Source organism: Micromonospora sp. NPDC047074 (genome assembly GCF_040643815.1).
Lineage (GTDB): Bacteria > Actinomycetota > Actinomycetes > Mycobacteriales > Micromonosporaceae > Micromonospora.
Window position 1 is genome coordinate 25,314 of the sequence record NZ_JBEYVB010000034.1, and the last position, 22,219, is coordinate 47,532.

The following is a 22,219-nucleotide window of genomic DNA, read 5'->3' on the forward strand; positions in this document are numbered from 1 at the left end:
GCATCACCCACACGGGCGTTTATGAATATTTCTCAGGTACGAATCGGAAATGTCATAACTTGACCCTGTGAGCAACCGACCCCTTGCCGCCGCTGGTCGTCTCGTCCCTCTCCTTCGCGCCGGGCTGATCGCCGGCATCGTGGTCGCCGCCGTGGCGTACCCCGTCGCCGCCGCCACCGGCCTCGGCGCCAAGGTCACGGCGCACGCCATGGAACACAAGACCAAGATCCTCACCACCGCGTTGCCGGCCGAGACGTCGTACGTCTACGCGCCGGACGGCAAGACGGTGCTGACGATGTTCTACGAGGAGTACCGGCAGTACACGAAGCTGGCCGACATCTCGCCGCACATGCAGCAGGCGATCGTCGCCGCCGAGGACAACCGCTTCTACCAGCACCGGGGCGTCGACCCCAAGGGCGTCGCCCGGGCCTTCGTGGCGAACGCCCGCTCCAACGGCGTCTCCCAGGGCGCCTCCACGCTCACCATGCAGTACGTCCGGATGGCACTGCGGGACAGCGCGAAGACGCCGAAGGAGGTGCAGGAGGCCACCCAGCAGACCAGCCTGCGCAAGGTCCGGGAGATGCGGATGGCGATGGACCTGGAGAAGGAGCTGAGCAAGGAGCAGATCCTGGAGCGCTACCTCAACTCCGCCTACTTCGGGCACCGGGCGTACGGCATCTACGCGGCCAGCGAGATCTTCTTCTCCAAGGCCCCGAAGGACCTCACCCCGGTCGAGGCGGCCACCCTCGCCGGCCTGGTGAAGTCCCCGTCCGAGTACGACCCGGCCAGCTCGGACCAGAAGGACGCCACCGCCCGGCGCAACTACGTGCTGGACCGGATGTCCCAGCTCGGCTACCTCTCGCCGAACGCCGTCACCCAGGCCAAGAGCGAGCCCATCCGGCTGAAGCTCACCTACCCGCCGAACGACTGCGCCTCCGTGCCCGAGAAGTGGAACAGCTGGGGCTTCGCCTGCGACTACCTGAAGAACTGGTGGAGCGCGCAGCCCGCGTTCGGGGAGAACCGGCTGGAGCGGATGGACAAGCTGCGCCGGGGCGGCTACCGGATCGTGCTCAGCCTGGACCCGAAGATCCAGGAGGCGGCCGAGAAGAACGTCGGCACGAAGGAGAACACCGGCAGCCCGTTCGCCAACGGCATCGTGGTCGCCGAACCGGGCACCGGCCGGGTGAAGGCGATGGCGGTGAACCGGACGTACTCGCTGGACCTCAGCGAGAACGGGCAGAGTTCCAACCCGGAGGCCGGGCCCAACATCAAGGCGAACTACCCGAACACGGTGGCGCCCCTGCTCGGCGGCGGCACCCTGCCGGGCTACCAGGCCGGGTCGACGTTCAAGATGTTCCCCATGCTGGCCGCGCTGGACGCGGGCATGCCGCTGTCCACCTCGTTCAACGCCCCGCACCGGTACCGCTCCGACGTCTACGACGGCTGGTCGCCGTCCAACGCCAGCGGCGCGATGAGCGGAAACCAGACCATGTGGTCCGGCTTCGGCAAGTCGGTGAACACGTACTTCGTGTGGCTGGAGGAACAGGTCGGCGCGGACCGCGCGGTCCGCCTCGCCGAACAGCTCGGGCTGCGCTGGCGCACCGACGTCGACCGGGAGCACGCGTCCCCGGCCAAGGCGAAGAAGTGGGGCGCGTTCACCCTCGGCGTCTCCGACGCCACGCCGCTGGAGATGGCCAACGCGTACGCCGCGATCGCCGCCGACGGCCGCTACTGCGAGGCCATCCCCGTCCAGGGGATCTACAACCGGGACGGCACGCCGACCACCTGGAAGACCGCCTCCGGGATCGAACGCGAGGTCGCCAAGCCGCGCTGCCGGCAGGTGGTGAACGCCGACGCCGCCCGGGCCGCCACCGACGCCGCCCGCTGCCCCACCGGCGACACCCCGGCCCGGGGAAGCTGCGGCGGCTGGTCGACCGCGGACAGCGTGCGGGGCACCGTCGGCCGCCCGGTGGCCGGCAAGACGGGCACCACCGACAGCACCCGGTCGGCCTGGTTCGTCGGCTACACCCCGGAGCTGGCGGCGGCGAGCTTCATCTCCGACCCGGACAACCCGTTCAACGCCGTCGGCGACGGCCAGTCCCAGATCCCGATCAACGCGGTGGCGCAGACCCTCCGCGACGCCCTCAAGGGGCAGCCCACCCGCCAGTTCAACCCGCCCTCGGACCGCATCGTCGGCTGACCGGGCCGCCGCCGGGCGGGTCGGTGCGGGTCAGCGGAGATCGGCGGCGACGAGGGACCAGACCTCCAGGTCCACCCGCCCGCCCCGGACGAAGCCGGCGTTGCGGAGCAGGCCCTCGTAGCTGAACCCGGCCTTCTCCGCGACGCGGCGGGAGGCCAGGTTGCCGGGCGCGACCCGCAGCTCGACGCGCTGGAAGCCGTGTTCGAGGATCAGCGCGATGGCGAGCGCGTCGACCGCCTCGGCCGCCAGGCCGAAGCCCCGCGCGTGCGCCGCCATGGCGTAGGAGATCTCGGTGCACCGGGCGCCCCAGTCGGTGCGCCGGGTCCACAGGCAGCCCACCACCTGGCCGTCCTCCCGGCGTACCACCGCGTAGTGGTCGCCGTCGCCGCTGTCGCGGCGCTGCCGGGCCAGGTCGGTGCACCAGGCGAGCCCGTCGATCTGGCCGGAGGGGTCGGCCAGGGGCAGCCACCGCTGGGTCTGCCGGTCGGCGAAGACCTCGTCGGCCGCCTGCGCGTCGAGCGCCGTCAGCGCGCGTACCTCGGTGCGGGGTGTGGAGACCGTCAGCGCCGGGAAACGGCGGACCGCCACCTGACCGATCACGCGGGCACCCCGCCGGGCCGGGCGGTCGCGGGGTCGGTCGCCGCCTCCGCCGCCGCGTCCACCAACTGGGCGGCGAGGCGCGGGTACGCCGCCCAGTGCAGGGTGAGCTGGGAGGCGTGCACCCCCCGCCAGACGAACCCCTCGGGAGCCCCGCCGTCCCAGCTCCAGGCCGGCCGGGCCCCGGCTCGCGGGGTGAGCACGGCGCGGTGCTCCTTGTGCCCGGCCACCACCGTGCCCGCCGTCGCCACGAGGCTGTCGGTCAGCGCGGTCGCCTGCCGGTAGCCGACCACCAGACCGTCCCGGCGGGTGGCCACCGCGTCGAGGACCCCGCACATCGGCAGCCCGTCGAGTTCCCGGGCCAGCCAGAGCAGGCCGGCCCCCTCGGCGACGACCGGGCGCCCGGTGCGGGCCAGCTCGGCGACCGCGATGCAGAGCCGGCGGTTGGCGGAGAGCTGCCCGGCGTACGCCTCGGGAAGCCCGCCGCCGACGACCAGGGCGCCGGTGCCGGCGGGCAGCGCCTCGTCGTGCAGCGGGTCGACCGTCACCACCTCGGCGCCGGCCGCCCGCAGCAGCTCGGCGGTCTCGGGGTGGCTGTAGCCGCCGCCCGGCGCCCCGGCCAGCGCGACGACCGGGCGCGGGCCGGCTGGCTCCCGCCCGGCCTCCGGCGACCACGGCGGGGCGGGCAGCGGCGGGGCGGAGCGGGCCAGGCCCAGCAGCCGGTCCAGGTCGACGGTGGCGGCGACCGCCTCGCCGAGCCGGTGGACGGCGCCGGTGGCCTCGCTGGTGCGGGCCAACGCGGGCACCGCCCCGTAGCGGCGGGCGGGCAGCACGGACGGCAGGCCGTGGCCGCGCAGCACGCCGTAGACGGGCACCCCGATGTCGTCGAGCGCCTCGCGCAGCAACTCCTCGTGCCGGGCGGACGCCACCCGGTTCAGGATCACCCCGCCGAGCCAGAGCTGCTCGTCGTACGCCCGGAAGCCGTGCACCAGGGCGGCCACCGACTGTCCCATCGCGGCGACGTCGACCACGAGCACGACCGGGCTGCGCAGCGCGGTCGCCACGGCGGCCGTCGACTCGCTCTCGGGGCGGCCGGTGAGGCTGTCGTACAGCCCCATGCTGCCCTGCACCACCGCGAGCCCGGCCCCGGCCGCCCCGTGGCCGACCAGCGGGGCGATCCGGTCGGCACCGACCAGCCGGGGGTCGAGGAGGCGGCCGGGGCGGCCGGAGGCCAGCCCGAGGTACGCGGCGTCGACGTGGTCGGGGCCGACCTTGAACCCGGCGACGTCGACGCCACGCTGGGCGAACGCGGCGAGCAGCCCGACCGCCAGCGCGTTCTTGCCGTGGCCGGAGGACGGCGCGCTGAGCACCAGGCGCGGCACGACGGTCATCATCGACTCCCTTGCGGGGCGGCGGGGAACCCTGCGGCGGGACCGACCGGGCGGTCCGCCCGCGTGACGATAGCCGAACCGGGCCGACCGGTGGCCGCCGCCGAACGGGCCGTCGGCGCGCCGTCGCGGCCCGGACGGGGACTGTCGGAGCCAGTGGCTCCGGTCACAGGGGTAGCCTCGTGGTCGTGTACCGGTTCCTGCTGACGCCGCGCTGGCTGGGCATTCTCGCGCTGACTCTGGTCGCCTCGGCGGTGATGGTGCTGCTCGGCAACTGGCAGCTGGACCGCTACCACGGCCGCACGGAGATCAACGATCGGATCGACGCCGGCCAGCGGATGGGCCCGCTGCCGCTGCGCGACGTGCTGCCCGCCCCGACCGGCGGCGCCGGCACCGCCGGCCCGGCCCCCGCCGAGGAGAAGTCCTGGACCAAGGTCACCGTGACCGGGCGGTACGACCCGGCGAACGTGGTGCTGGTCCGGGGGCGCTCGGTGGACCGCACGGTCGGCTTCGAGATCGTCACCCCGCTCGTGCTGGCCGACGGCACGGCCGTACTGGTGGACCGGGGCTGGATCCCGCCGGTGCGGGGCGGCGACGCGACCGCCCAGCCGGACGTGCCGGCCGTGCCGCCGGGCGAGGTCACGGTGACGGGCCGGGTGCACCTGAGCGAGAGCGGTTCGGTCGGCGTGACCCGGCGCGACGGCAAGCTGGAGACCCGGCGGATCGGCGTGGAGCGGCTGGCCCGGGAACTGCCCTACCCCGTCCACGGGGCATACCTGCTGATGGTCGAGCAGACCCCGGCGGCCGACCCGGTCTTCAAGGACGTGCCGATCGGCTACACGAACAACTGGCAGAACCTCGGCTACGTCGTACAGTGGTGGATCTTCGCCGCGATGACCCTCTTCGGCTACGGCTGGGTGGCCCGCCGGGAGGCCCGCCGGCTGGCGGGCACCGGGCCGACGCCGCCCGTCGACCGCGCCGCGGAGCCCGCGCCGCAGGGCGTCGCGTGACGATCGCCGCCCGGCCGGGGCGGGTGCCCCGTCAGCCGGTGACGCGGCCGGCGTGGATGGCGCGTACGGCGTCGATGGTGTCGGCCTCCGCCGCCGTCTTGTCGTCGCGGTAGCGCACCACCCGGGCGAAGCGCAGCGCCATCCCGCCCGGGTAGCGGGAGCTGGTCTGCACCCCGTCGAAGGCGATCTCGACCACCTGCTCGGGGCGGACCCGCACCTCCCAGTCGCCGTGCTCGACGGCGAGGGCGAGGAAGCGCTCCGTCTGCCAGCGCAGCACCTCATCGGTAAGGCCCTTGAACGTCTTGCCGAGCATGACGAAGTCGCCGGTGCGCGGGTCGCGGGCGCCGAGATGCAGGTTGGACAGCCAGCCCTCCCGCCGGCCGCTGCCCCACTCCACCGCGATCACCACCAGGTCGAGGGTGTGCCGGGGCTTCACCTTCACCCAGGCCGCGCCCCGCCGGCCGGCGTCGTAGGGGGCGTCGGGCGCCTTCACCACCACCCCCTCCTGGCCTGCGTCGATGGCGGCGGCGAACGCCTCGCCGGCCCGCTCCGGGCCGTCGACCTCCATCCGGCCGACCACCAGCGAGGCGTCGACCGCGGCGTCGAGCGCTGCCCAGCGCTCCCGGCCGGGCCTGTCGATCAGGTCGTCGCCGTCGAGGTGCAGCAGGTCGAAGAAGTACGGCGTCAGCACCGTCGCACCTGTCTCCCCGGCGGCGCGCACCCCCGGGGCGGCCGGGGCACGGCCGGTGCCGCCCGGCGTGCTGCGCCGCGCCGCCCGGCTCGACGTCTGCTGGAAGGGCAGCGGGCGGCCCGTCTCGTCCAGCCCGATCGCCTCCCCGTCGAGCACCAGCTCGCGGGCCGGCAGCGCGCGCACGGCGGCGACCACCTCGGGCACCCGGGTGGTGATGTCGTCGAGGCTGCGGCTGAACACGGCGATGTCGTCGCCGGAGCGGTGGACCTGGATCCGGATGCCGTCGAGCTTCACGTCGACCATGGCGGGCGTGCCGGTGGCCGCCAGCGCCTCGTCGACGGAGGGCGCGCTCTGGGCCAGCATCGGCGCGAGCGGACGACCCACCTGGAGGCCGAAGGCGGCCAGCGCCGCCGCGCCGCCGTCGAGCGCGGCCACCGCGACCGCGCGCAGGTCGCCGGCCAGCAGCAGCGCCCGGCGTACGGCGGAGACCGGCACCTCGGCGGCGCGGGCCACCGCGTCGGCGAGCAGCCCCGCCTGCGCGCCCTGCCGCAGCTCGCCGCTGAACAGGCCGGTCAGCAGCCGCTGTTCCTCTCTGGTGGCGGCGGCGAAGAGCGCGCCCAGCAGCGCCCGGCGACGCGCCTGCGAACCCGCCCCGCGCACCGACGCGATCTCCTCGATGGCCGCGTCGACGGCGGCGACGGTCAGGGTCGGCTCGGGGGCCGGCGGCGGCAGGTCGCGCAGGCTCGCCCAGCCCACGCCGGTCTGCCGCTGCCGCAGCTCGCCGGCAAGCCAGCAGGCGCCGGCCGGAACCTCGGGCGGGTCGAGCGCCCGCAGCGCACCGGCCAGCAGCTCCACCTTGGCCCGGCGGGCACGGGTGGCGCCGACGGCGGCGGAGGTGGCTGCCAGGTCGAGGAACCGCACGGGACTCATCCTGCCAGCCACCCCCGACACCGGCCGGCGATCAGGCCGAGACGGGCTCCTCGATGCGGAGCCCCCGGGCGCGGATCTCCTCCGCGACCCGGGAGAGCACCGTGTCGAGCGCGACCAGCGCGGCGGACAGGTCACCGAGCTGTTCCTTGAGCGTGTCCTCGGGCCACGCGGAGACGTCGACGTCCCCCAGAGCGCTGACGGCGGCCTCGAGCCGGCCCATCACCTCGTTCGTACGCATGTTCGAGAGGCTACAACAACCCCCCGGACGACACACCGCAAACTCACACATCGACCGCGAAGTTACGGTTCCGTCACCTAATGCCCGGCAACGCCCGCCTCGGCGACCTTCTTCAGCAGCAGCGCCTCGGCCAGGCAGACCCGGGCGAACTCGCCGAGGTGCAGGCTCTCGTTCGGGCCGTGCGCCCGCGCGTGCGGGTCCTCCACGCCGGTCACCAGGATCGCCGCCTGCGGGAACATCTCCTGGAAGGTGGCGATGAACGGGATCGAACCGCCGATGCCGAGGTCCACCGGGTCCGTGCCGTCCCAGGCCGTGCGGAACGCCGAGCGGGCCGCGTCGAACATCGGCCCGGACGCGTCGATGACGCACGGGGCGCCGTCGTGCTCGAAGGTGACGGTCACCCGGGCACCCCACGGGGCGTGCTTCTCCAGGTGCGAGCGCAGGGCCGCGTACGCCCGCTTCGGCTCGTCGCCCGGCGCCAGCCGTACGCTCAGCTTGGCCTTCGCCGTCGGGACCAGGGCGTTCGGCGCCTCGCCGGTGGCGGGGGCGTCGATGCCGAGCACCGCGAGGGCCGGCTTGGTCCAGAGCCGGTCGGTGATCCGCCCGGTGCCGATGAGCTGCACGCCGTCGGTCAGCCCGGCCTCGGCGCGGAACCGGTCCTCGGGGTAGTCGACGCTCGCGCCCTCCCGGCCGACCAGCCCGTCGACGGCCACGTCGCCCGCGTCGGTGTGCAGGGTGGCCAGCAGCCGGACCAGGGCGGTCAGCGCGTCCGGCACCGCCCCGCCGAACATGCCGCTGTGCACGGCGTGGTCGAGGGTGCGCACCTCCACGAAGCAGTTGACGATGCCGCGCAGGCTGGTGGTCAGCGCCGGTACGCCGATGTCCCAGTTGGCGGAGTCGGCGATCACGATGACGTCCGAGGCGATGTCGTCGCGGTACTCGGCGAGCAGCCGCTCCAGCGAGTCGGAGCCGTACTCCTCCTCGCCCTCGATGAAGAGCACCACGCCGACGGGCAGCGCGTCACCGAAGGCGCGCAGCGCCGCGACGTGCGCCATGATGCCGGCCTTGTCGTCGGCGGCGCCCCGGCCGTAGAGCCGGCCGTTGCGCTCCACCGGCTCGAACGGGTCCGACTCCCACAGCGTCCGGTCGCCGACCGGCTGCACGTCGTGGTGGGCGTAGAGCATCACCGTCGGCGCCCCGGGCGGGGCCGCCTTCTTCCCGATCACCGCCGGCTGGCCGCCGGAACGCACGATCCGCGCGTCGAGACCGCAGCCGCGCAGCAGCTCGGCCACCGCCTCGGCGGAGCGCTCCACGTGCGAGTGGTCGAAGCCGTCGAACGCGATGCCGGGGATGCGGACGAGGGCTTCCAGGTCGGCGCGGACGCGGGGCAGCTCCCGCTCGACGGCGAGCCGGATCTCGGACTCGGACATGATCGGTGTGGTCATGACCGGCATCGTATGCCCGGCCTTACCGGGCGCACCGCCCCCGCCCAGTGCCGGCGCACCCGGTGGCGGTCAGCCTCGGCGCACGTAGTAACGGTCGGCGTCGTGCGGCAGGCGCGGAGCGCCCTCGACCACCAGGTCCGCCCGCGCCTCGGTGCCGTCGGCGGCGAAGTGCGCGCGCTCCCCGTGGTGCCAGCGGCGCAGCTCCGGCAGGATCTCCGGGCCGTCGCGGTGCAGCGCCCGGCGCAGCCGCAGCGGCGCCGGGGCGGTGACGAAGACGGCGAGGGTGAGGTCGGCGGCGACGGCGGCCCGCGCCGCGCTCACCCCCTCGACGATGAGCACCGGCGCCACCTCGACCGGCACCGGACGCGGCAGGAAGGCCCGGCGGACCCAGCTGTACCGGCGGTACGCCCCCGGCCGTCCGGCCCGCAGCGGGGCGAGCACGCACTCCTGGAGCCGGGGCCAGAAGGTGAGCTGGTCGTCCCAGCCGTCGAGCAGGTCGTCGGTGTGCACGACCGCCGGCCGGCCGCCGTCGGGCAGGGCGGCGAGGGCGTCCGCGAGCCGCGCCGCGAACACGCTCTTGCCCGCGCCGCTCGGCCCGTCCACCGCCACCAGCCGGGTCCGCCCCAACCGCGCCGGCCCGGCGAGCACCCGCCGGGCCAGTCGGTCGTACGCCTCGACCACCGCCACCACCACGGGGCCGACGGTAACGGTGCCGGCGCGCGGCCGGGCGGCCGGGCGCTCCGATCGGGGGTCGCCCGAACGAGCGGTCGTCGGGTGGGCCGGGGCGTTCCCCTGGCGGGCTCCGGGACGGGGCGGGATGATCGGCTGGTGTCGCACAGCGTGATGAGTCCGGGCGTTGACGCCCTTCTGGAACAGGCCCGTGCCGGGGTACGCCGGCTGACCCCGCACCAGACCGTCGACGCGGTCCGCGCCGGGGCGTTGCTGGTCGACACCCGCACCGACCGGCAACGGCGGGAGCAGGGCGACCTGCCCGGCGCCATCGTCATCGACCGGACGGTGCTGGAGTGGCGGCTCGATCCGGCCAGCGCCTGGCGGATCCCCGAGGTCACCGGCTACGACCAGCAGATCGTGGTGGTGTGCCGGCAGGGCTACAGCTCCAGCCTCGCGGTGGCGAGCCTGCGGGCGCTCGGGCTGCGGAACGCGACGGATCTGATCGGCGGCGTGCAGGCCTGGCGCGAGGCGGACCTGCCCATGTCCGACCGCCCCGCCGACATCCGCTACTGACCGGGTGGGGCTCCGGGCGGGATGAAGGGTAGGCCGGCGGGCGGGCCGGACTCGACGAGGCGCCAGAGGGCCTCGGTGTCCAGGTGCTCCTCGACCAGGTCCCCGAGCAGGTCCAGCGAGCGCTCGCGGGCGGCGGCGAAGGCGTTGTCGGGGGCCACCGTGAAGCCGGTCCGGCCGGCGAGCCGGGCCACCTCCGTGAGGAATCGCCGGCGGAACCCGTCGGACTCGAACGTGCCGTGCCAGTGGGTGCCGTGCACGGCGCCCACGACCGCCCCCTCCCCGGTGCCGTCGGCGCAGGTCAGCATCGGCATCAGGCCCGGGTCGGCGGACGAGACGTACCCGTGGTGGATCTCGTAGCCGCGGACCGGGACGTCGCCGTCGGCGGTGCCGGTCGACTGGCGGACGGTCTTGCGCGGGTCGAAGGTGATCTCGATCGGCAGCAGGCCCAGCCCCGGCACGCTCCCCTGCCGGCTCTCCACCGGGTCGTGGATGGCCCGGGCCAGCATCTGGAAGCCGCCGCAGATGCCGAGCAGCGGCCGGCCCGCCGCCGCGTGCGCCAGGACGGCGTCGGCGAGACCGGTCTGCCGCAGCCAGGCCAGGTCCGCCACGGTCGACTTCGAGCCGGGCAGCACGACCAGGTCGGCGGCGGCCAGCTCGGCCGGCTCGACGGTCAGCCGGACCCGTACGCCCGGTTCGGTGGCGAGCGCCTCGACGTCGGTGGCGTTGCTGATCCGGGGCAGCCGGACGACGGCCACGTCCAGCCAGTCGGTGCCGCGTGGGGCGGCCGGCCGGCCGAGGACCCGGCCGTAGGCGAGCGAGTCCTCCGCGTCGAGCCAGAGGTCGAGCGCCCAGGGCAGCACCCCGTACGTCGGCCGGCCGGTGACCTGGCGCAGCATGTCCAGCCCCGGCTGGAGGAGCCCGAGGTCGCCCCGGAACTTGTTGATCACGAAGCCGGCGACCAGCGCCTGGTCGGCCGGGTCCAGCAGGGCGACGGTGCCGAACATCGAGGCGAACACCCCGCCCCGGTCGATGTCGCCGACCACGATCGTGGGCAGCCCGGCGCGCCGGGCCAGGCCCATGTTCACGTAGTCGCCGGACCGCAGGTTGATCTCCGCCGGGCTACCGGCGCCCTCGCAGACCACCACGTCGTACGCCCACCGCAGCTCGGCGAGCGCCGCGTACGCCGTCTCCGCGAGCCGGGGCCGCAGGGCGTGGAAGTTGCCCGCGGTGACCGTGTCGACCGCCTCGCCGAGCAGCACCACCTGGCTGGCCAGGTCGCTGCCCGGCTTGAGCAGCACCGGGTTGAACCGCAGGTCGGGGGCGAGACCGCAGGCGGCGGCCTGCATCGCCTGCGCCCGCCCGATCTCGCCGCCCCGGCCGTCGGGGCCGACCACGACGGCGGAGTTGTTGGACATGTTCTGTGCCTTGAACGGCGCCACCTTCACGCCCCGGCGGTGCAGCCACCGGCAGATGCCGGCGGTGAGCACGCTCTTGCCGGCGTCGGAGGTGGTGCCGGCGACCAGCAGCCCGCCACTCACCGGCCGCTACCCCGCCCCGCCCCGGCCACGACACCCCTGACGACGCGTCGACCGGCGCCGCCCACCAGCCGCCCGGCACCCGCCACCAGCCGGCCCACGGTCAGCGGGTACGCGGCGGCCAGCCCGAGCGCGGCCAGCCCGACCGCGCCCGAGATCCGGGCGGCCCGCTTCAGGTGCCGCGCCTCCGGCCGGGGGCCGTCGCCGAGGAACGGGCGCACCTCGGAGCGCCCGAAGTAGACGTTCCGCCCGCCCAGCCGGACGCCGAGGGCACCGGCCATCGCCGCCTCACACTGCCCGGCGTTCGGGCTGGGGTGGTCGTTGCGGTCCCGCCGCCACACCCGCCACGCCCGCTCCCGGTCGCCGTGCGCGACCGGCGCGACCGCGATGGTGAGCAGGCCGGTCAGCCGCGCGGGCACCAGGTTCAGCAGGTCGTCGAGGCGGGCGGCGGGCGTGCCGAACCGGACGTAGCGGGGCGAGCGGTGGCCCACCATCGCGTCGAGGGTGTTCGTCGCGCGGTAGCCGAGCAGGCCGGGCAGCCCCGCGACCGCCCCCCAGAGCAGCGGGGCGACGACCGCGTCCGAGGTGTTCTCCGCGACCGACTCGACGGTGGCGCGGGCCAGCTCGGGCTCGTCGAGCGCGGACGGGTCCCGGCCGCAGAGGTGACCGAGCCGCTGCCGGGCGGCCGGCAGGTCGCCGGCCCGCAGCGCCCGCCCCATCACGGCGGCCTCCTGGCGCAGCGTGCGCCCGCCCAGCACCGTCCAGGTGCCGGCGGCGACGAGGGCCGCCCGGGCCAGCGGCCGGCGTCGGGTGGCGACCGTGGCGGCCACCCCGAGCAGCACGGGCGCCCCGACCGCCAGCGCGGTGAACGCCGTGCCGGCCGCCCGGTCGGGGCGGTGCATCCGCCGCTCCAGGGCTCCGGCGGCGCGCCCGAACCCGGCCACGGGGTGGTGTCGACGGGGGTCGCCGAGGAACGCGTCGAGGGCGTACCCCGCGACGAGTCCCGCCGCCGTCGCCACCGACGTCGCCGTCGCCTGTCGCACCCGCCACCACCTCCGGCCGGCCAGCCTAGCCGAGCGCCGGCCCCGCCCCGTCACGTCCGCCGGCCTGTGCCGCCGACGGTGGAAACCACCACCCCGCCGCTGCGGGCCACGGGAGACACGCGGGGTGACGACGGCCCGGCCGACGCCACCCCGCCCCCGTCGTGTCGCCCGGGCCCGGGCAGGTCAGGCCGGTTGCGGCACCCGCCCCCGGCCCCGGCGGCCCCGCCCCGCCCGGGGGCCGCCCGGGCCGGCCTCCCCGCCCGGCGAGGCGGTCAGCGGGTGGTCGGACGGGTCGTCGGAGTCGCCGGCCGGGGCGTCGTGCGGGCCGTCCGACGGCTCGCCGCGAGGGGCGTCCGCCGGGTCGTCGTGGGGCTCGTCCGCCAGGTCGTCGTGAGCATCGCTCGCCGGATCCTCGTGGTCCGCCGGGTCGTCGAAGGGGTCGAGCAGACCGTCCACGGTGCCGGCGCCGGTGACCCGGACCGGACGGCCCGGCTCGTCGGGACCGTCGCCGCCGACCGGCAGGCCGCGATCGGCCGGGAACGCGCCGAAGTCGGACGGCCCGAAGTCGTCGTCGAGCGGCCGGCCGTCGGGCCGGGTGGGAGCCTCCTCGTCCGGCACCGGCTCGGTCGCCTCACCGCGTACCCGGTGCTCGGCCTCGGTGTCCTCCACGGTGCTGGTCGTCATCGTCGGCCGGTTCCGCTGGAACCGGCCACGGCCCCGGGACAGGTCGTGGCCGACGGCGACCGCCTCCAGTTCGTAGAGCGTGCGGTGGTTGCCGGCGTCGTCGGTCCAGTCGCGGGTGTAGAGCCGGCCGCAGACCACCACCGGGTCGCCGACCATCACCGAGGCCGCCACGCCCTCGGCCAGCTTGCGCCAGCAGTTGACCCGGACGCGCAGGCTGTTGCCGTCGACCCAACGGCCGCTGTCGCGGTCGAGCCGGCGGGCGGTCGAGGCGACCTTGAAGTTGGCCACCAGGGTGTTGCTCTGGGTGGTACGCCGCCATTCCGGCGCGGTCAGCACGTTACCCACGATCGTGACGTAGGTGTCGAACATCGTCCCTCCAGGGGGAGATCGGGCTTACCTTCGCGAGTCGACTCGACGCCGAGCCTGGGGCGTCGGCGTGGGGCGTCGCCAGCACCGTGCGCCGATCTGTGGACAACCGGACCGGCTGTGGACAAAGACCTGATCAAGGTCCCGGTGTGCTAGGCCGAGCGGCCCTGGGAGTCCGCGTACGGGCGACCGATGATCGGGGTGCCGGACGGATCACGTTCCGGACGGAACGCGGCGGGGTATGGATCCGATCAACCGCACCGCCGACAGCACGCCGAACGAGAGGTCAGCGATCATGAAGATGACCAGCACCGCAATCGCCCCCGTCGCCGGTGGAGTGCGGCGATGAGCGCCGTCGCCAACCCGGCCACCGTGGCGGAGTGCCTGCGGGTCGGCGCCGGGTTCTCCCAGGGCGACCGGAACTGGATCGCGGAGCAGTTCGCCACGCTGAACGCCCGGCTCGCCGGGTTCCACGCCGACGCCACCGAGCTGGAGGTGTCGGTGAAGAACCGGGAGGCCAGGGGCCAGAAGGTCACCCTGGAGTGCTGGGTCGCCGGCCGGCAGAAGATCGTCACCACCTCCGCGGAGGAGGACCTGCACGCCGCGCTCAACGACGTCCGGGACGACCTGCGGCGGCGGCTCAACGACGCGAAGACCAAGCAGGAGCCCCGGCACAACAAGCACCTGCGCGACGTCGCCCAGCCGGTCCCCGGAGACGAGGCCGAGGCCGGCGACGAGACCGACACGGATCCGGCCCGCGCCCAGGCCGAGACCGTCTGAGGCGTACGCCCCCGAAGCGCCCCGTCCGTCTGGTGCGGGCGGACGGGGCCTTCCGGCACCGCGCGGGCTACCAATCGGTAGCTTCCCGGCGTACCGTCGCGGACGTGGAACCGGACGTGCTGGGCCCGCCGTACGAGCGGCAGACGATCGACCTGGGCACCGACGACGAGGGACCCGTGGTCGCCACCCTGGTCCGTCGCCGGGCCGACCGCCCGACGGGACGGGCGGTGCTCTACACGCACGGCTTCACCGACTACTTCTTCCAGAGCCACCTGGGCGACTTCTTCGCCGAGCGGGGCTGGGACTTCTACGCCCTCGACCTGCGCAAGTACGGGCGCAGCCTGCTGCCCCACCAGACGCCCAACTTCTGCCGCGACATCAGCGACTACTTCCCCGAGCTGGACGCCGCCGCGAAGATCATCCGCGAGGACGACGGGCACGACACCCTGCTCGCGATGGGCCACTCCACCGGCGGGCTGATCCTGCCGGTCTGGGCGCACGCCCGCCGCGACGCCGGTGTCATCGACGGGCTCTTCCTGAACAGCCCGTTCTTCGACATCAACGCCCCGTGGCTGGTGCGCCGGCCCCTCGCGGCCGCCGTCGGCCAGCTGGCCCGCCGGGCGCCGCGCCGGGTGCTGCCGTTCGGGCTCGGCACGGTCTACGGCGAGAGCATCCACGCCGAGCACCACGGCGAATGGGCCTACGACCTGACCTGGAAGCCACTCGCCGGATTCCCCGTCCGGGTCGGCTGGCTGAACGCCGTCCGCACCGCCCAGCGGCAGCTCCGCGCCGGCCTGGACATCCAGGTGCCGGTGCTGCTCGCCTGCTCGACCCGCTCGTTCAAGGGCACGAAGTGGCACGAGTCGGCCGGCCTCGCCGACGCCGTCCTCGACGTCGAGCACATGGTCCGCTGGGCGCCCCGCCTCGGCCGGCACGTCACCGTGGCACGCTTCGACGGTGGCATGCACGACCTCACGCTCTCCGGCCCCGCCGTACGCGAAAAGGTCTTCGAGGAGGTCGGGCGCTGGGCCGACGCGTTCTTCGACGCCGGGCCGACGGTCCGCGCCGGGGAACGCCCACCGGCCAGCCGGCGGCCGACCGGCGAGACCGACCTCGCGGACGCCCCGGCGCTGGACGGCTGAGCGGGGCCCGACGGCCCGGCAGGCCGGGACCCGGCGCACCCACCGCCGGCCTCAGGCCGCCTCGACGGCCGCCCGGATCCGGTCGAAGGTGGCCAGCGGGTGACCACCGTCGCGCGCCGGCAACACCAGGCCCAGGCAGCGCAGCCCCACCTCGCCGTCGCCGCCGGCCCGCACGCCGAACACCGGCGCGCCCAGGTAGCCGGTCGGCAACTCCGTCATGAGCCGGACGACGCCGCCCACCCGGGCCACCCGCTCGATCGCCACCTCCAGCGGCCGGCCACCGTCCGCGCCCGCGCCGTGGGCGAGCACGACGGCGGAACAGGGCTCCGCGCCGATCCCGGCGATCGCGTCCCCGTCGGCCGCGATCGCGTCCGGCACCTGCTGGGTACGCCACCGCCAGCCCCCGGCGTCGGCGTGCTCGTGCAGGCCGACGGTGGACATGACCGCGACGCCCAACTCCTCGTGGTGCCGCCACCGGGCGGCGAAGTCGGGCAGGGGCACGGCGTCGGCGGCCACCCCGGCCGGCTCGGTCACGCTCCCCCGCAGCCCGATCTCCCCCGCCGGGGCGTGGGTGAGCGCGTCGGCCGTCAACAGATACTCCCGCCCCTGCCGGGCGAAGAGGAACGCGGTGCCCTCGTCCCGGCCACCGTCGGCCGCCCCGGCGTCGGCGCGGCGGATGGGCAGGATCGCGCGGCCCAGGAGCTGGCACAGCTCGTAGGCGACGTCGTTCTCGGTATCGGGATCAAGGAGCACCCGTCGAGGGTACGGCCCGGCGCCGCGCGGCCACCCGGACGGCGGAACCCGGGTGACCGGCGCCGGGGCTGCATGCGACCCTGATCCGTGACGTGGGAACGCGACCACCCGTTACACCGCTCACCCGGCGGACGGCGGTACCCTATCTCGCGCGACACGTACGCCGCGCGCCCGTAGCTCAGCGGATAGAGCAGGGGACTTCTAATCCCAAGGCCGCAGGTTCGAATCCTGCCGGGCGCACAGGACTTTCTCTCAGCCGATCAAGCCGCGTGGTGCGGCACGTGGTGCGAACGAGCTAGCCAATCAGGCTCAGCCGCCCGCGCCGCCGCACCCCGATCCGCAACCACCGAACTCGGCCGACGCGGCCCACATCATCAACGAGGCGTGGCGCGACCCGGACTGGGGCGCTCTGGTCTGGCTCGCCATGACGACGGGCGCCCGACGCGGCGAGCTATGTGCGCTGCGCTGGCACCATCTCGACCTCGCCGCCGGTGTGCTGACCCTGCGTGTAGCTCCTACCTGGACGCAGATGGCCAACTGCAAGAGAAGGACACCAAGACGCACCAGCAGCGGCGAGTGGCGCTCGACGCCGAGACGCCCGAAGTGCTGCGCGAGCTGCACGGCCGGCACCTCGACCGCCTGGCACAGCTTGATGTGGAGGCCGACCCCACCGATTACGTCTTTTCCCCTGAGCCGGACAACAGCCGTGGCTACCGGCCCGACACCATTACGCAGCGATACGGCCGACTCGCCACCCGACTCGACATCGACAGCCACATTCACGCGCTGCGTCACTACTCGGCTACGGAGCTAACCAACGCTGGTGTTGACATTCGGACGGTCGCCGGACGGCTCGACCATAGCGGTCGCGGCACGACAACGCTCAGGGTCTATGCAGCCTGGCTGTCGGAGTCAGACCAGCGCGCGGCAGGGACGCTGGCCGCACGGATGCCGCCGCGTCCCGCCGCGCCAACGCAACGCAGTGTGGCAAGCAGCCCCTATCAGAGGATCGCCCCCGACCTGCGCAAGCAGATCACGGCCGGTCGGCTACGGCCCGGCGACCAGCTCCCAGCCGTCGCCGAGCTGGCTTTGGCGCAAGGCGTCTCGGTCGGAATCGCTCGCCGCGCCGTGGCGCTCCTGACGGCGGAGGGCTTGATAACCGTCGTCCGAGGCCGCCGAGCGACCGTCGCAGACACTCATCTATAACGGCGACACCCGCATTACGAGATCAGAACTCCCCGTCCCGCCGACCTGGGTCGATGGGCGTTTAGCAGCGGAAACGCCTCTCGACAATCTCTCACCGCTCCCCGCCGTCCGTCGACTCTTGCGGACTAATGCGGCCTACTCGCCGTCTAAGCTGTAGCGGCGACACGGGCGTGCACCAGTTCGCAGGCCTGTAGGGCTGGGACGGGCCAACGCTGCCGTCCTAGATGTCCGGAGCGCCCGATCCTCCCGCCGGAGGCGGTCCTCAGCAGCAAGCCGTACTACCGAACCCCATCTTGACGCTACCGGCCAACATGGACTTGAGCGGCCGATACTCCGAACGGCCCGAAGTGCTTCTCGAAGCAGAAGGGTAAGGGGATGGTTCCCCAGGCGAAGTACGTAAACCCGGGACCGCGTGGCTACCGGCACGAGAAGTGGGTAGAGTCCCCCACTGGGCTGATCCTGCCACGGGCTGCGTCGTTTCCTGCTAATGGCCGAGACCAGCGCCACGCCCTCGGACCTCACCGCACATCGGGTTCGGGCAACGCCGGATCCTCATCTCGTCTCGACAAGGTTCGAGAGTGGGGCAACGCCTTAGCTACGGCAGCCTCTACGGTCCTGGCAGTCCTTGCGCTCGCCTTCGCCGTCTATTCGCAACAGCAGCAGGAGAAATCGGAAGACGCTCGTCGAAGAATAGAGCATGCGCAAATTCAGATGCAGGCCAAAATTGCATCGTATGAGCTGAGTCAGCGACAGCAGGCCGAGATCAGGGCAGATGCGCGCCTGGGACAGCAACTCGCGGAGAATGCTCGTCTTCGTGAAGAACTCCGCGCTCTAAGGTCTCGTGACCGCTGACTGACATCGGCCATCCGCCTCCCTGACTAAGCCCCGGAAACCGCTGCAATTAGCGGCCCGGGGCTTCGTCGTATGGGCCGCCGATGGCGGACGGACACCGACGCGCCAACGAGTGCCGCTCTATCGAGCCCGGCAGTCAGCGAACAGCAAGGAACGTGCGTAGAGGCAGAGGACACCTGCCAGACGGACACCCCTGTCAACTCAGTAGGTTTCGCTTCAACGAACCTATCAATATCCACTTCTGCTTCCTCGGGAAACGGCCATCCGATCGCCAACCGCCCTCCCTGCTCGTGAATCACAATAAAATCGAAAACGTTTCCAGCAAGGCACGCTTGCCTTTCTTGCGATGTTTTAGCGCCATCCTTCGATGGACCCTGGGTGAGCCCGAGGGGAGCTCGGAGGTGCTCTCGGTGCCCCAACGAGAAACAAGCCGGGCCGGCCGCCTCGGCCGCCCTCACAGCAAGCTCCGGCAGGACAGAGGTCTTGAGGGGTGGCGATCGCCCGTTCGCCGCGGGCGCGGATTGCCGCGTGGGCCCGGTTCACAGCCTCCTGTCGGCGTGACAGCTTGGGCCGGAAAGCGGCGTCGCTCACCGTCCCTGACCTACAGGATCAGGCTGGAAAGGCTCAACGTCGACCGGGTTATTGGTCGGTGATTCGGGTTGAACAACTGCGGCCGACCCAGCTGGGTCGGCCGCAGCGGCAGAAGGCTTTTCCGCGTTCCGCCCTGGCCCGGACTGCGGCCAGCCGCCTCAGGACGGGCGGAGTGAAGGTCCCTGACGATTACCTGAAGGCCCACTGCTGGTGAGTGCCGCCGTGGCACGCGAACTGCAAGAGCACGGCGTTGTCCCCAAGGCTGGCGTGGTCGACCTCAAGGCACCTGCCGCTGTGCCTGGCCACCAATTGGTAGAACCCATCGCCGCGGTGAATCATGCGCCACTGCTGGTGGGTACCATCGTGGCAGGGCCATTGGAGGACCGTGACGCCGTCCGAGAGGCCGGCGTTATTGACTTCCAGGCATTGCGCGCTGTGCTTAACCACGACTTGGACATAGCCGTTGCCTAGATCGTTCACTCGCCACAGTTGGTGCTGGCCACGGTGACAGGGCCACTGCACCACCTGCGTTCCGGAGCCAAGCTGCCGAAGTAGACCTCAGCGCACTTTCCGCTGTGTCGGGCAACGACCGACCAGGGCCCCGATGCCGTCCCCACCACTGCAGATGGCGACGCTGCCCGGGTTTCCCCTGGGCTGAGGCGACGGCGGGGGTGACACCCACGAGAAGGGCGGCGACCGCAGCCAGGGCGATCATTTTCCGTAACGTCATTCCTGTTCTCCCTTCGACGACCAAGGAATCGATGGTTGTCGACATCAGTTGAGTCTGCATAGCTGGATCGCGAACGATGCTCACGATGTGGTGGAGAACGGCTTCCCGCACGAAATGCGACAGCGTATCCGCTCTGAGTGAGCTAGCGCCTCGTCATGCAGCCTTGACCGGGTAATCCGGGCAACCGAAGTGACCAACGCCGGCGTTGACGTGCGGACCGCCGCCGGCCGACACGGTGGCGGCGGCGGCACCACCATCCTCCGCTTCTACGCCGCTTGGCTCTCCAAATCCGACAGGCGTGCCGCCGGTACCCTCGCAGCCCGCATGCGATCACCCGCCCCGGCCGGTTTCTTTGGATCTTTGGCGTGCTGGCTCCGCGGGCGGCGGCGACCGGCGGGTTTGGCACGCGCGCCTCCGTTCGGTGGCCTGTCGAGCAACGGCGAAGTGGCCCCGACACGTGATCCACAGATCCCATATACGTGTTCGCCTATCGGAAGGAGCACGACAGTGCACAGACGAACGCTCTTGGCCGCAGCCGTTGCCGCGCCCGTCGGGGCCGCCATCGCCGCGGCTCCGGCCTCGGCTCACCACTGGAACGGCCGGTATCCCTCAGTGATCAAGCTACCGAACGGGTTCTGCCCGGAGGGGATCGCCCGCGGGACCGGCACGAAGATCTACGTCAGCTCCATGGCGGACGGATGCGTCTGGTGCGCCGACCTGCGCACCGGCAAGGGGATGCTCCTCGTGCCGCCCGCGTCCGGTGCCCAGGCGACGGGTCTGGCCGTTGAACGGGGCCGGATCTGGGCGGCCTGCGGCAACATGGGCGGCGCGGCCGTCTACCGTGAGTCGACCGGCGAGTGCCTGGCGACGTACGACTTCGGCGGCGGGTTCATCGACGGTGTGACCGCGACGAAGACGGCCGTGTTCTTCACCGACTCGGAGAAAGCCAAGGTCTACTGCGTCGAGTTTGGCCGCAACGGGTCGCTGCCCGGGCGATCGGGAGTGCGCGCGCTGCCGTTGCCGGGTGGGCTCGGTGACCCCACCGCCTGCAACACCGGCATCGTCGAGGCCTGGGCGGGCAAGCTCATCATCGTGCAGGCCAGGACCGGCCGGCTCTACTGCTTCGATCCCCGCGCCGGCATGGCCGCCCAGATCAGCACGTGCGGCGTACCGGTAACCAATGGTGACGGTCTCCTGCTCCAGGGGCGCACGCTCTACGTGGTGCGCAACCGGAACAATGTGATCGCCAAGTTCCGCCTCAACGAGCGGCTGACGCGGGCCACGCCGGTCGACGTGATCCGTGACCGCGACCTCGACGAGCCGTCGGCTGTGGTTTCCTTCGGCTCGAGCCTGTACGCGGTCAACGCGCGGTTGTCCGTCCCGGCGACCCCCCGCACCACTTACTGCGTCGTACGGGTGCGCGACTGATCACCCATCTTGCACCATCCGGCCGGGGGTATCCCCGGCCGGATAAAGATGTCCACCAGGGGCTCCCCATCCCGAGACGGGATCGATGCCGAGACGGCGATCGGCGGGTGGCCACGCGTCCGGCCCTGCGTTGTCGGTGGCACCTGCTTCGATGTGGCGAGCGTTCGGAGCATGGAGGGCGAGGATCAGTGGGCACCTGGGGCAGCGGAAACTTCGACGACGACACGGCCGCCGACCACCTGTCGGATCTGACCGGCCGGCTGGTCGCCGAAGTCACGGAGGCGATGTCCGGCGAGCCGGTCGGCATCGAGCCGGACGAGTACTGGGGCGTCGCGGTGCCCTGCAACCTGGAGCTGCTGCACCTCATCGCACGACAGAACTACGTCGGGGTCAGCCTGCCCGACCAGACGACGATCGCCGACTGGAAGAGCAGATACCTGGCCGTCTGGGACCAGACGATCGACGGCCTGGAGCCTGGTCCGGAATACAAGGAGCAGCGCCGCGCGACCCTCGTGCGTACCTTCGACCAGCTCGCCGAGTTGGCGAAGGAGTAGACAACGGGCGGCCGGCAGGCTCGACCGTCAGGCCACACGCGTCCGCAGTGCCGCCAGTTCCGATTCCGTCGCGCCGTGTTTCACGAGATAGGCGGGGACGGAGCCGTGGATGCCGCGAATCCAGAGCATCGCCCGGTGGATGAGGGTGGCCGTGACGGGAAGGGCGCCGTGTCCCGCCGCGGACGACGCCGGGCTCGCGGTCAGTCCCAGCGCGGCGTTCGACCGGAGGAAGTCCGCGGCGACCTCCGCCTCGGATGCTCCCAGCAACGTCTGCAGGACGGCCACGACGACACCGGTCCGGTCCTTGCCTGAGGCGCAGTGCACGAGAACGGGCGGGCCCGGGGTGAGGAGACGACGGATGACCGCGACCACGGACCGCCCCACGTGCTCGGCCATGAACGGGTAGAGCTCCAACTGCTCGTCCGGCCAGTTGCGCTCGGCGAACACCGGCGCACGCACGTGCGTGAGACCGTACCCGTCACACCTGTCCGGCCGGACGGCGATCTCGGGGACGCTGCGCAGGTCGACGACCGTACGCACGCCCAGACGCGCCAGCGCCTGCGCCCCGCTCGGCGGCAGCTCGTGCAGCGCGCCGGACCGGTACAGCACACCACGACGCAGAGCCCCGACGCCGCCCGCGTCCCGGAAGTTCCGCACGCCGGGAACTGAGCCCAGGACCGGGCTCGTCTCCGGCTCGTCGACATCGGCACGCACGTCGCCACGCTACTCGTCCGCCCACCTGCCGCCAGCACCGAACCCCCGATGACCTGGGCCGACACCAGGGCTACCGCGAGTACGGGAGCAGAAGCGT

The 22,219-nt window shown here is 72.9% G+C and carries 19 protein-coding genes, 1 tRNA gene and 3 pseudogenes; 10 read left to right on the forward strand and 13 right to left on the reverse strand.

All coding sequences use genetic code 11. The annotated features are described in order from the left end of the window. The first annotated feature begins 67 nt into the window (after positions 1-67). Positions 68-2,200, forward strand: a complete 2,133-nt coding sequence (locus tag ABZ809_RS27275) for a transglycosylase domain-containing protein (protein WP_357565459.1) — start codon at positions 68-70, stop codon at positions 2,198-2,200. Positions 2,201-2,230: 30 nt separating this feature from the next. On the opposite strand, the gene ABZ809_RS27280 is transcribed toward ABZ809_RS27275, so the two are convergent. Beyond that, positions 2,231-2,800, reverse strand: a complete 570-nt coding sequence (locus ABZ809_RS27280; protein ID WP_357565460.1) for a GNAT family protein — start codon at positions 2,798-2,800, stop codon at positions 2,231-2,233. Further along, entirely contained in the window at positions 2,797-4,188 is a 1,392-nt protein-coding gene (locus tag ABZ809_RS27285) for a cobyrinate a,c-diamide synthase (RefSeq protein ID WP_357565461.1), read from the reverse strand. Before ABZ809_RS27285 ends, ABZ809_RS27280 begins: the two co-directional genes overlap by 4 nt. A gap of 179 nt (positions 4,189-4,367) precedes the next feature. On the opposite strand from ABZ809_RS27285, the gene ABZ809_RS27290 reads away from it, so the two are divergent. Beyond that, the gene (locus ABZ809_RS27290) at positions 4,368-5,195 is read left to right on the forward strand and encodes an SURF1 family protein (protein ID WP_357565462.1); all 828 of its coding nucleotides are present in this window, start codon (positions 4,368-4,370) and stop codon (positions 5,193-5,195) included. A 31-nt stretch (positions 5,196-5,226) separates the two neighbouring features. Here ABZ809_RS27290 and ABZ809_RS27295 read toward each other — a convergent pair whose 3' ends face one another. From ABZ809_RS27295 to ABZ809_RS27310, 4 genes are all read right to left on the reverse strand, one after another. Further along, the gene (locus tag ABZ809_RS27295) at positions 5,227-6,816 is read right to left on the reverse strand and encodes an ATP-dependent DNA ligase (RefSeq protein WP_357565463.1); all 1,590 of its coding nucleotides are present in this window, start codon (positions 6,814-6,816) and stop codon (positions 5,227-5,229) included. 31 nt (positions 6,817-6,847) lie between these two features. Continuing rightward, a complete protein-coding gene (locus ABZ809_RS27300; protein WP_101412453.1) occupies positions 6,848-7,054 on the reverse strand; it encodes a hypothetical protein in 207 nt (68 codons plus the stop codon). Between the two features lie 77 nt (positions 7,055-7,131). After that, complete coding sequence (locus ABZ809_RS27305; protein WP_357565505.1) at positions 7,132-8,484, reverse strand: dipeptidase; 1,353 nt, start codon at positions 8,482-8,484, stop codon at positions 7,132-7,134. An 84-nt stretch (positions 8,485-8,568) separates the two neighbouring features. Continuing rightward, positions 8,569-9,192, reverse strand: a complete 624-nt coding sequence (locus ABZ809_RS27310) for a hypothetical protein (protein ID WP_357565464.1) — start codon at positions 9,190-9,192, stop codon at positions 8,569-8,571. A gap of 150 nt (positions 9,193-9,342) precedes the next feature. Here ABZ809_RS27310 and ABZ809_RS27315 point away from each other — a divergent pair, with 150 nt between their 5' ends. Then, positions 9,343-9,744, forward strand: coding sequence for a rhodanese-like domain-containing protein (locus tag ABZ809_RS27315; protein ID WP_357565506.1), 402 nt, complete (start codon positions 9,343-9,345; stop codon positions 9,742-9,744). On the opposite strand, the gene ABZ809_RS27320 is transcribed toward ABZ809_RS27315, so the two are convergent. From ABZ809_RS27320 to ssb, 3 genes are all read right to left on the reverse strand, one after another. Further along, positions 9,738-11,282: a cobyric acid synthase gene (locus tag ABZ809_RS27320; protein WP_357565465.1), complete on the reverse strand. Its 1,545-nt coding sequence runs from the start codon at positions 11,280-11,282 to the stop codon at positions 9,738-9,740. The two genes, ABZ809_RS27315 and ABZ809_RS27320, sit on opposite strands and share 7 nt — an antisense overlap. Then, positions 11,279-12,322: a cobalamin biosynthesis protein gene (locus tag ABZ809_RS27325; protein ID WP_357565466.1), complete on the reverse strand. Its 1,044-nt coding sequence runs from the start codon at positions 12,320-12,322 to the stop codon at positions 11,279-11,281. The genes ABZ809_RS27320 and ABZ809_RS27325 overlap by 4 nt, the downstream gene beginning before the upstream one ends. Before the next feature lie 183 nt (positions 12,323-12,505). Next, on the reverse strand, positions 12,506-13,375 hold the full coding sequence (gene ssb, locus ABZ809_RS27330) for a single-stranded DNA-binding protein (protein WP_357565467.1): 870 nt from the start codon (positions 13,373-13,375) through the stop codon (positions 12,506-12,508). Between the two features lie 342 nt (positions 13,376-13,717). Between ssb and ABZ809_RS27335 the strand changes: the two genes are divergently transcribed. Beyond that, a complete protein-coding gene (locus ABZ809_RS27335) occupies positions 13,718-14,152 on the forward strand; it encodes an HPF/RaiA family ribosome-associated protein (RefSeq protein ID WP_357565468.1) in 435 nt (144 codons plus the stop codon). A gap of 104 nt (positions 14,153-14,256) precedes the next feature. After that, positions 14,257-15,294, forward strand: a complete 1,038-nt coding sequence (locus ABZ809_RS27340) for an alpha/beta hydrolase (protein WP_357565469.1) — start codon at positions 14,257-14,259, stop codon at positions 15,292-15,294. Between the two features lie 51 nt (positions 15,295-15,345). On the opposite strand, the gene ABZ809_RS27345 is transcribed toward ABZ809_RS27340, so the two are convergent. Then, on the reverse strand, positions 15,346-16,047 hold the full coding sequence (locus ABZ809_RS27345) for a hypothetical protein (RefSeq protein ID WP_357565470.1): 702 nt from the start codon (positions 16,045-16,047) through the stop codon (positions 15,346-15,348). Between the two features lie 167 nt (positions 16,048-16,214). Between ABZ809_RS27345 and ABZ809_RS27350 the strand changes: the two genes are divergently transcribed. Next, positions 16,215-16,287: transfer RNA gene (locus ABZ809_RS27350), tRNA-Arg, on the forward strand. Positions 16,288-16,351: 64 nt separating this feature from the next. Beyond that, positions 16,352-17,253, forward strand: a pseudogene (locus ABZ809_RS27355) (tyrosine-type recombinase/integrase); the annotation flags it as partial. Positions 17,254-18,594: 1,341 nt separating this feature from the next. Here the strand turns inward: ABZ809_RS27355 and ABZ809_RS27360 are convergent. Both ABZ809_RS27360 and ABZ809_RS27365 read right to left on the reverse strand, forming a co-directional pair. Then, positions 18,595-18,681, reverse strand: a pseudogene (locus tag ABZ809_RS27360) (IS5/IS1182 family transposase); the annotation flags it as partial. A gap of 204 nt (positions 18,682-18,885) precedes the next feature. Next, complete coding sequence (locus tag ABZ809_RS27365) at positions 18,886-19,221, reverse strand: RICIN domain-containing protein (protein WP_357565471.1); 336 nt, start codon at positions 19,219-19,221, stop codon at positions 18,886-18,888. 385 nt (positions 19,222-19,606) lie between these two features. Here ABZ809_RS27365 and ABZ809_RS27370 point away from each other — a divergent pair. From ABZ809_RS27370 to ABZ809_RS27380, 3 genes and pseudogenes are all read left to right on the forward strand, one after another. Continuing rightward, positions 19,607-19,753 (forward strand): annotated as a pseudogene (locus ABZ809_RS27370) (site-specific integrase); the annotation flags it as partial. A gap of 285 nt (positions 19,754-20,038) precedes the next feature. After that, entirely contained in the window at positions 20,039-20,854 is an 816-nt protein-coding gene (locus ABZ809_RS27375; RefSeq protein ID WP_357565472.1) for a superoxide dismutase, read from the forward strand. Between the two features lie 188 nt (positions 20,855-21,042). Next, on the forward strand, positions 21,043-21,408 hold the full coding sequence (locus tag ABZ809_RS27380; RefSeq protein ID WP_357565473.1) for a DUF4259 domain-containing protein: 366 nt from the start codon (positions 21,043-21,045) through the stop codon (positions 21,406-21,408). A gap of 27 nt (positions 21,409-21,435) precedes the next feature. Here ABZ809_RS27380 and ABZ809_RS27385 read toward each other — a convergent pair whose 3' ends face one another. Beyond that, positions 21,436-22,122 (reverse strand): tyrosine-protein phosphatase, encoded by a 687-nt coding sequence (locus tag ABZ809_RS27385; RefSeq protein WP_357565474.1) that lies wholly within the window; start codon positions 22,120-22,122, stop codon positions 21,436-21,438. Positions 22,123-22,219 lie beyond the last annotated feature (97 nt).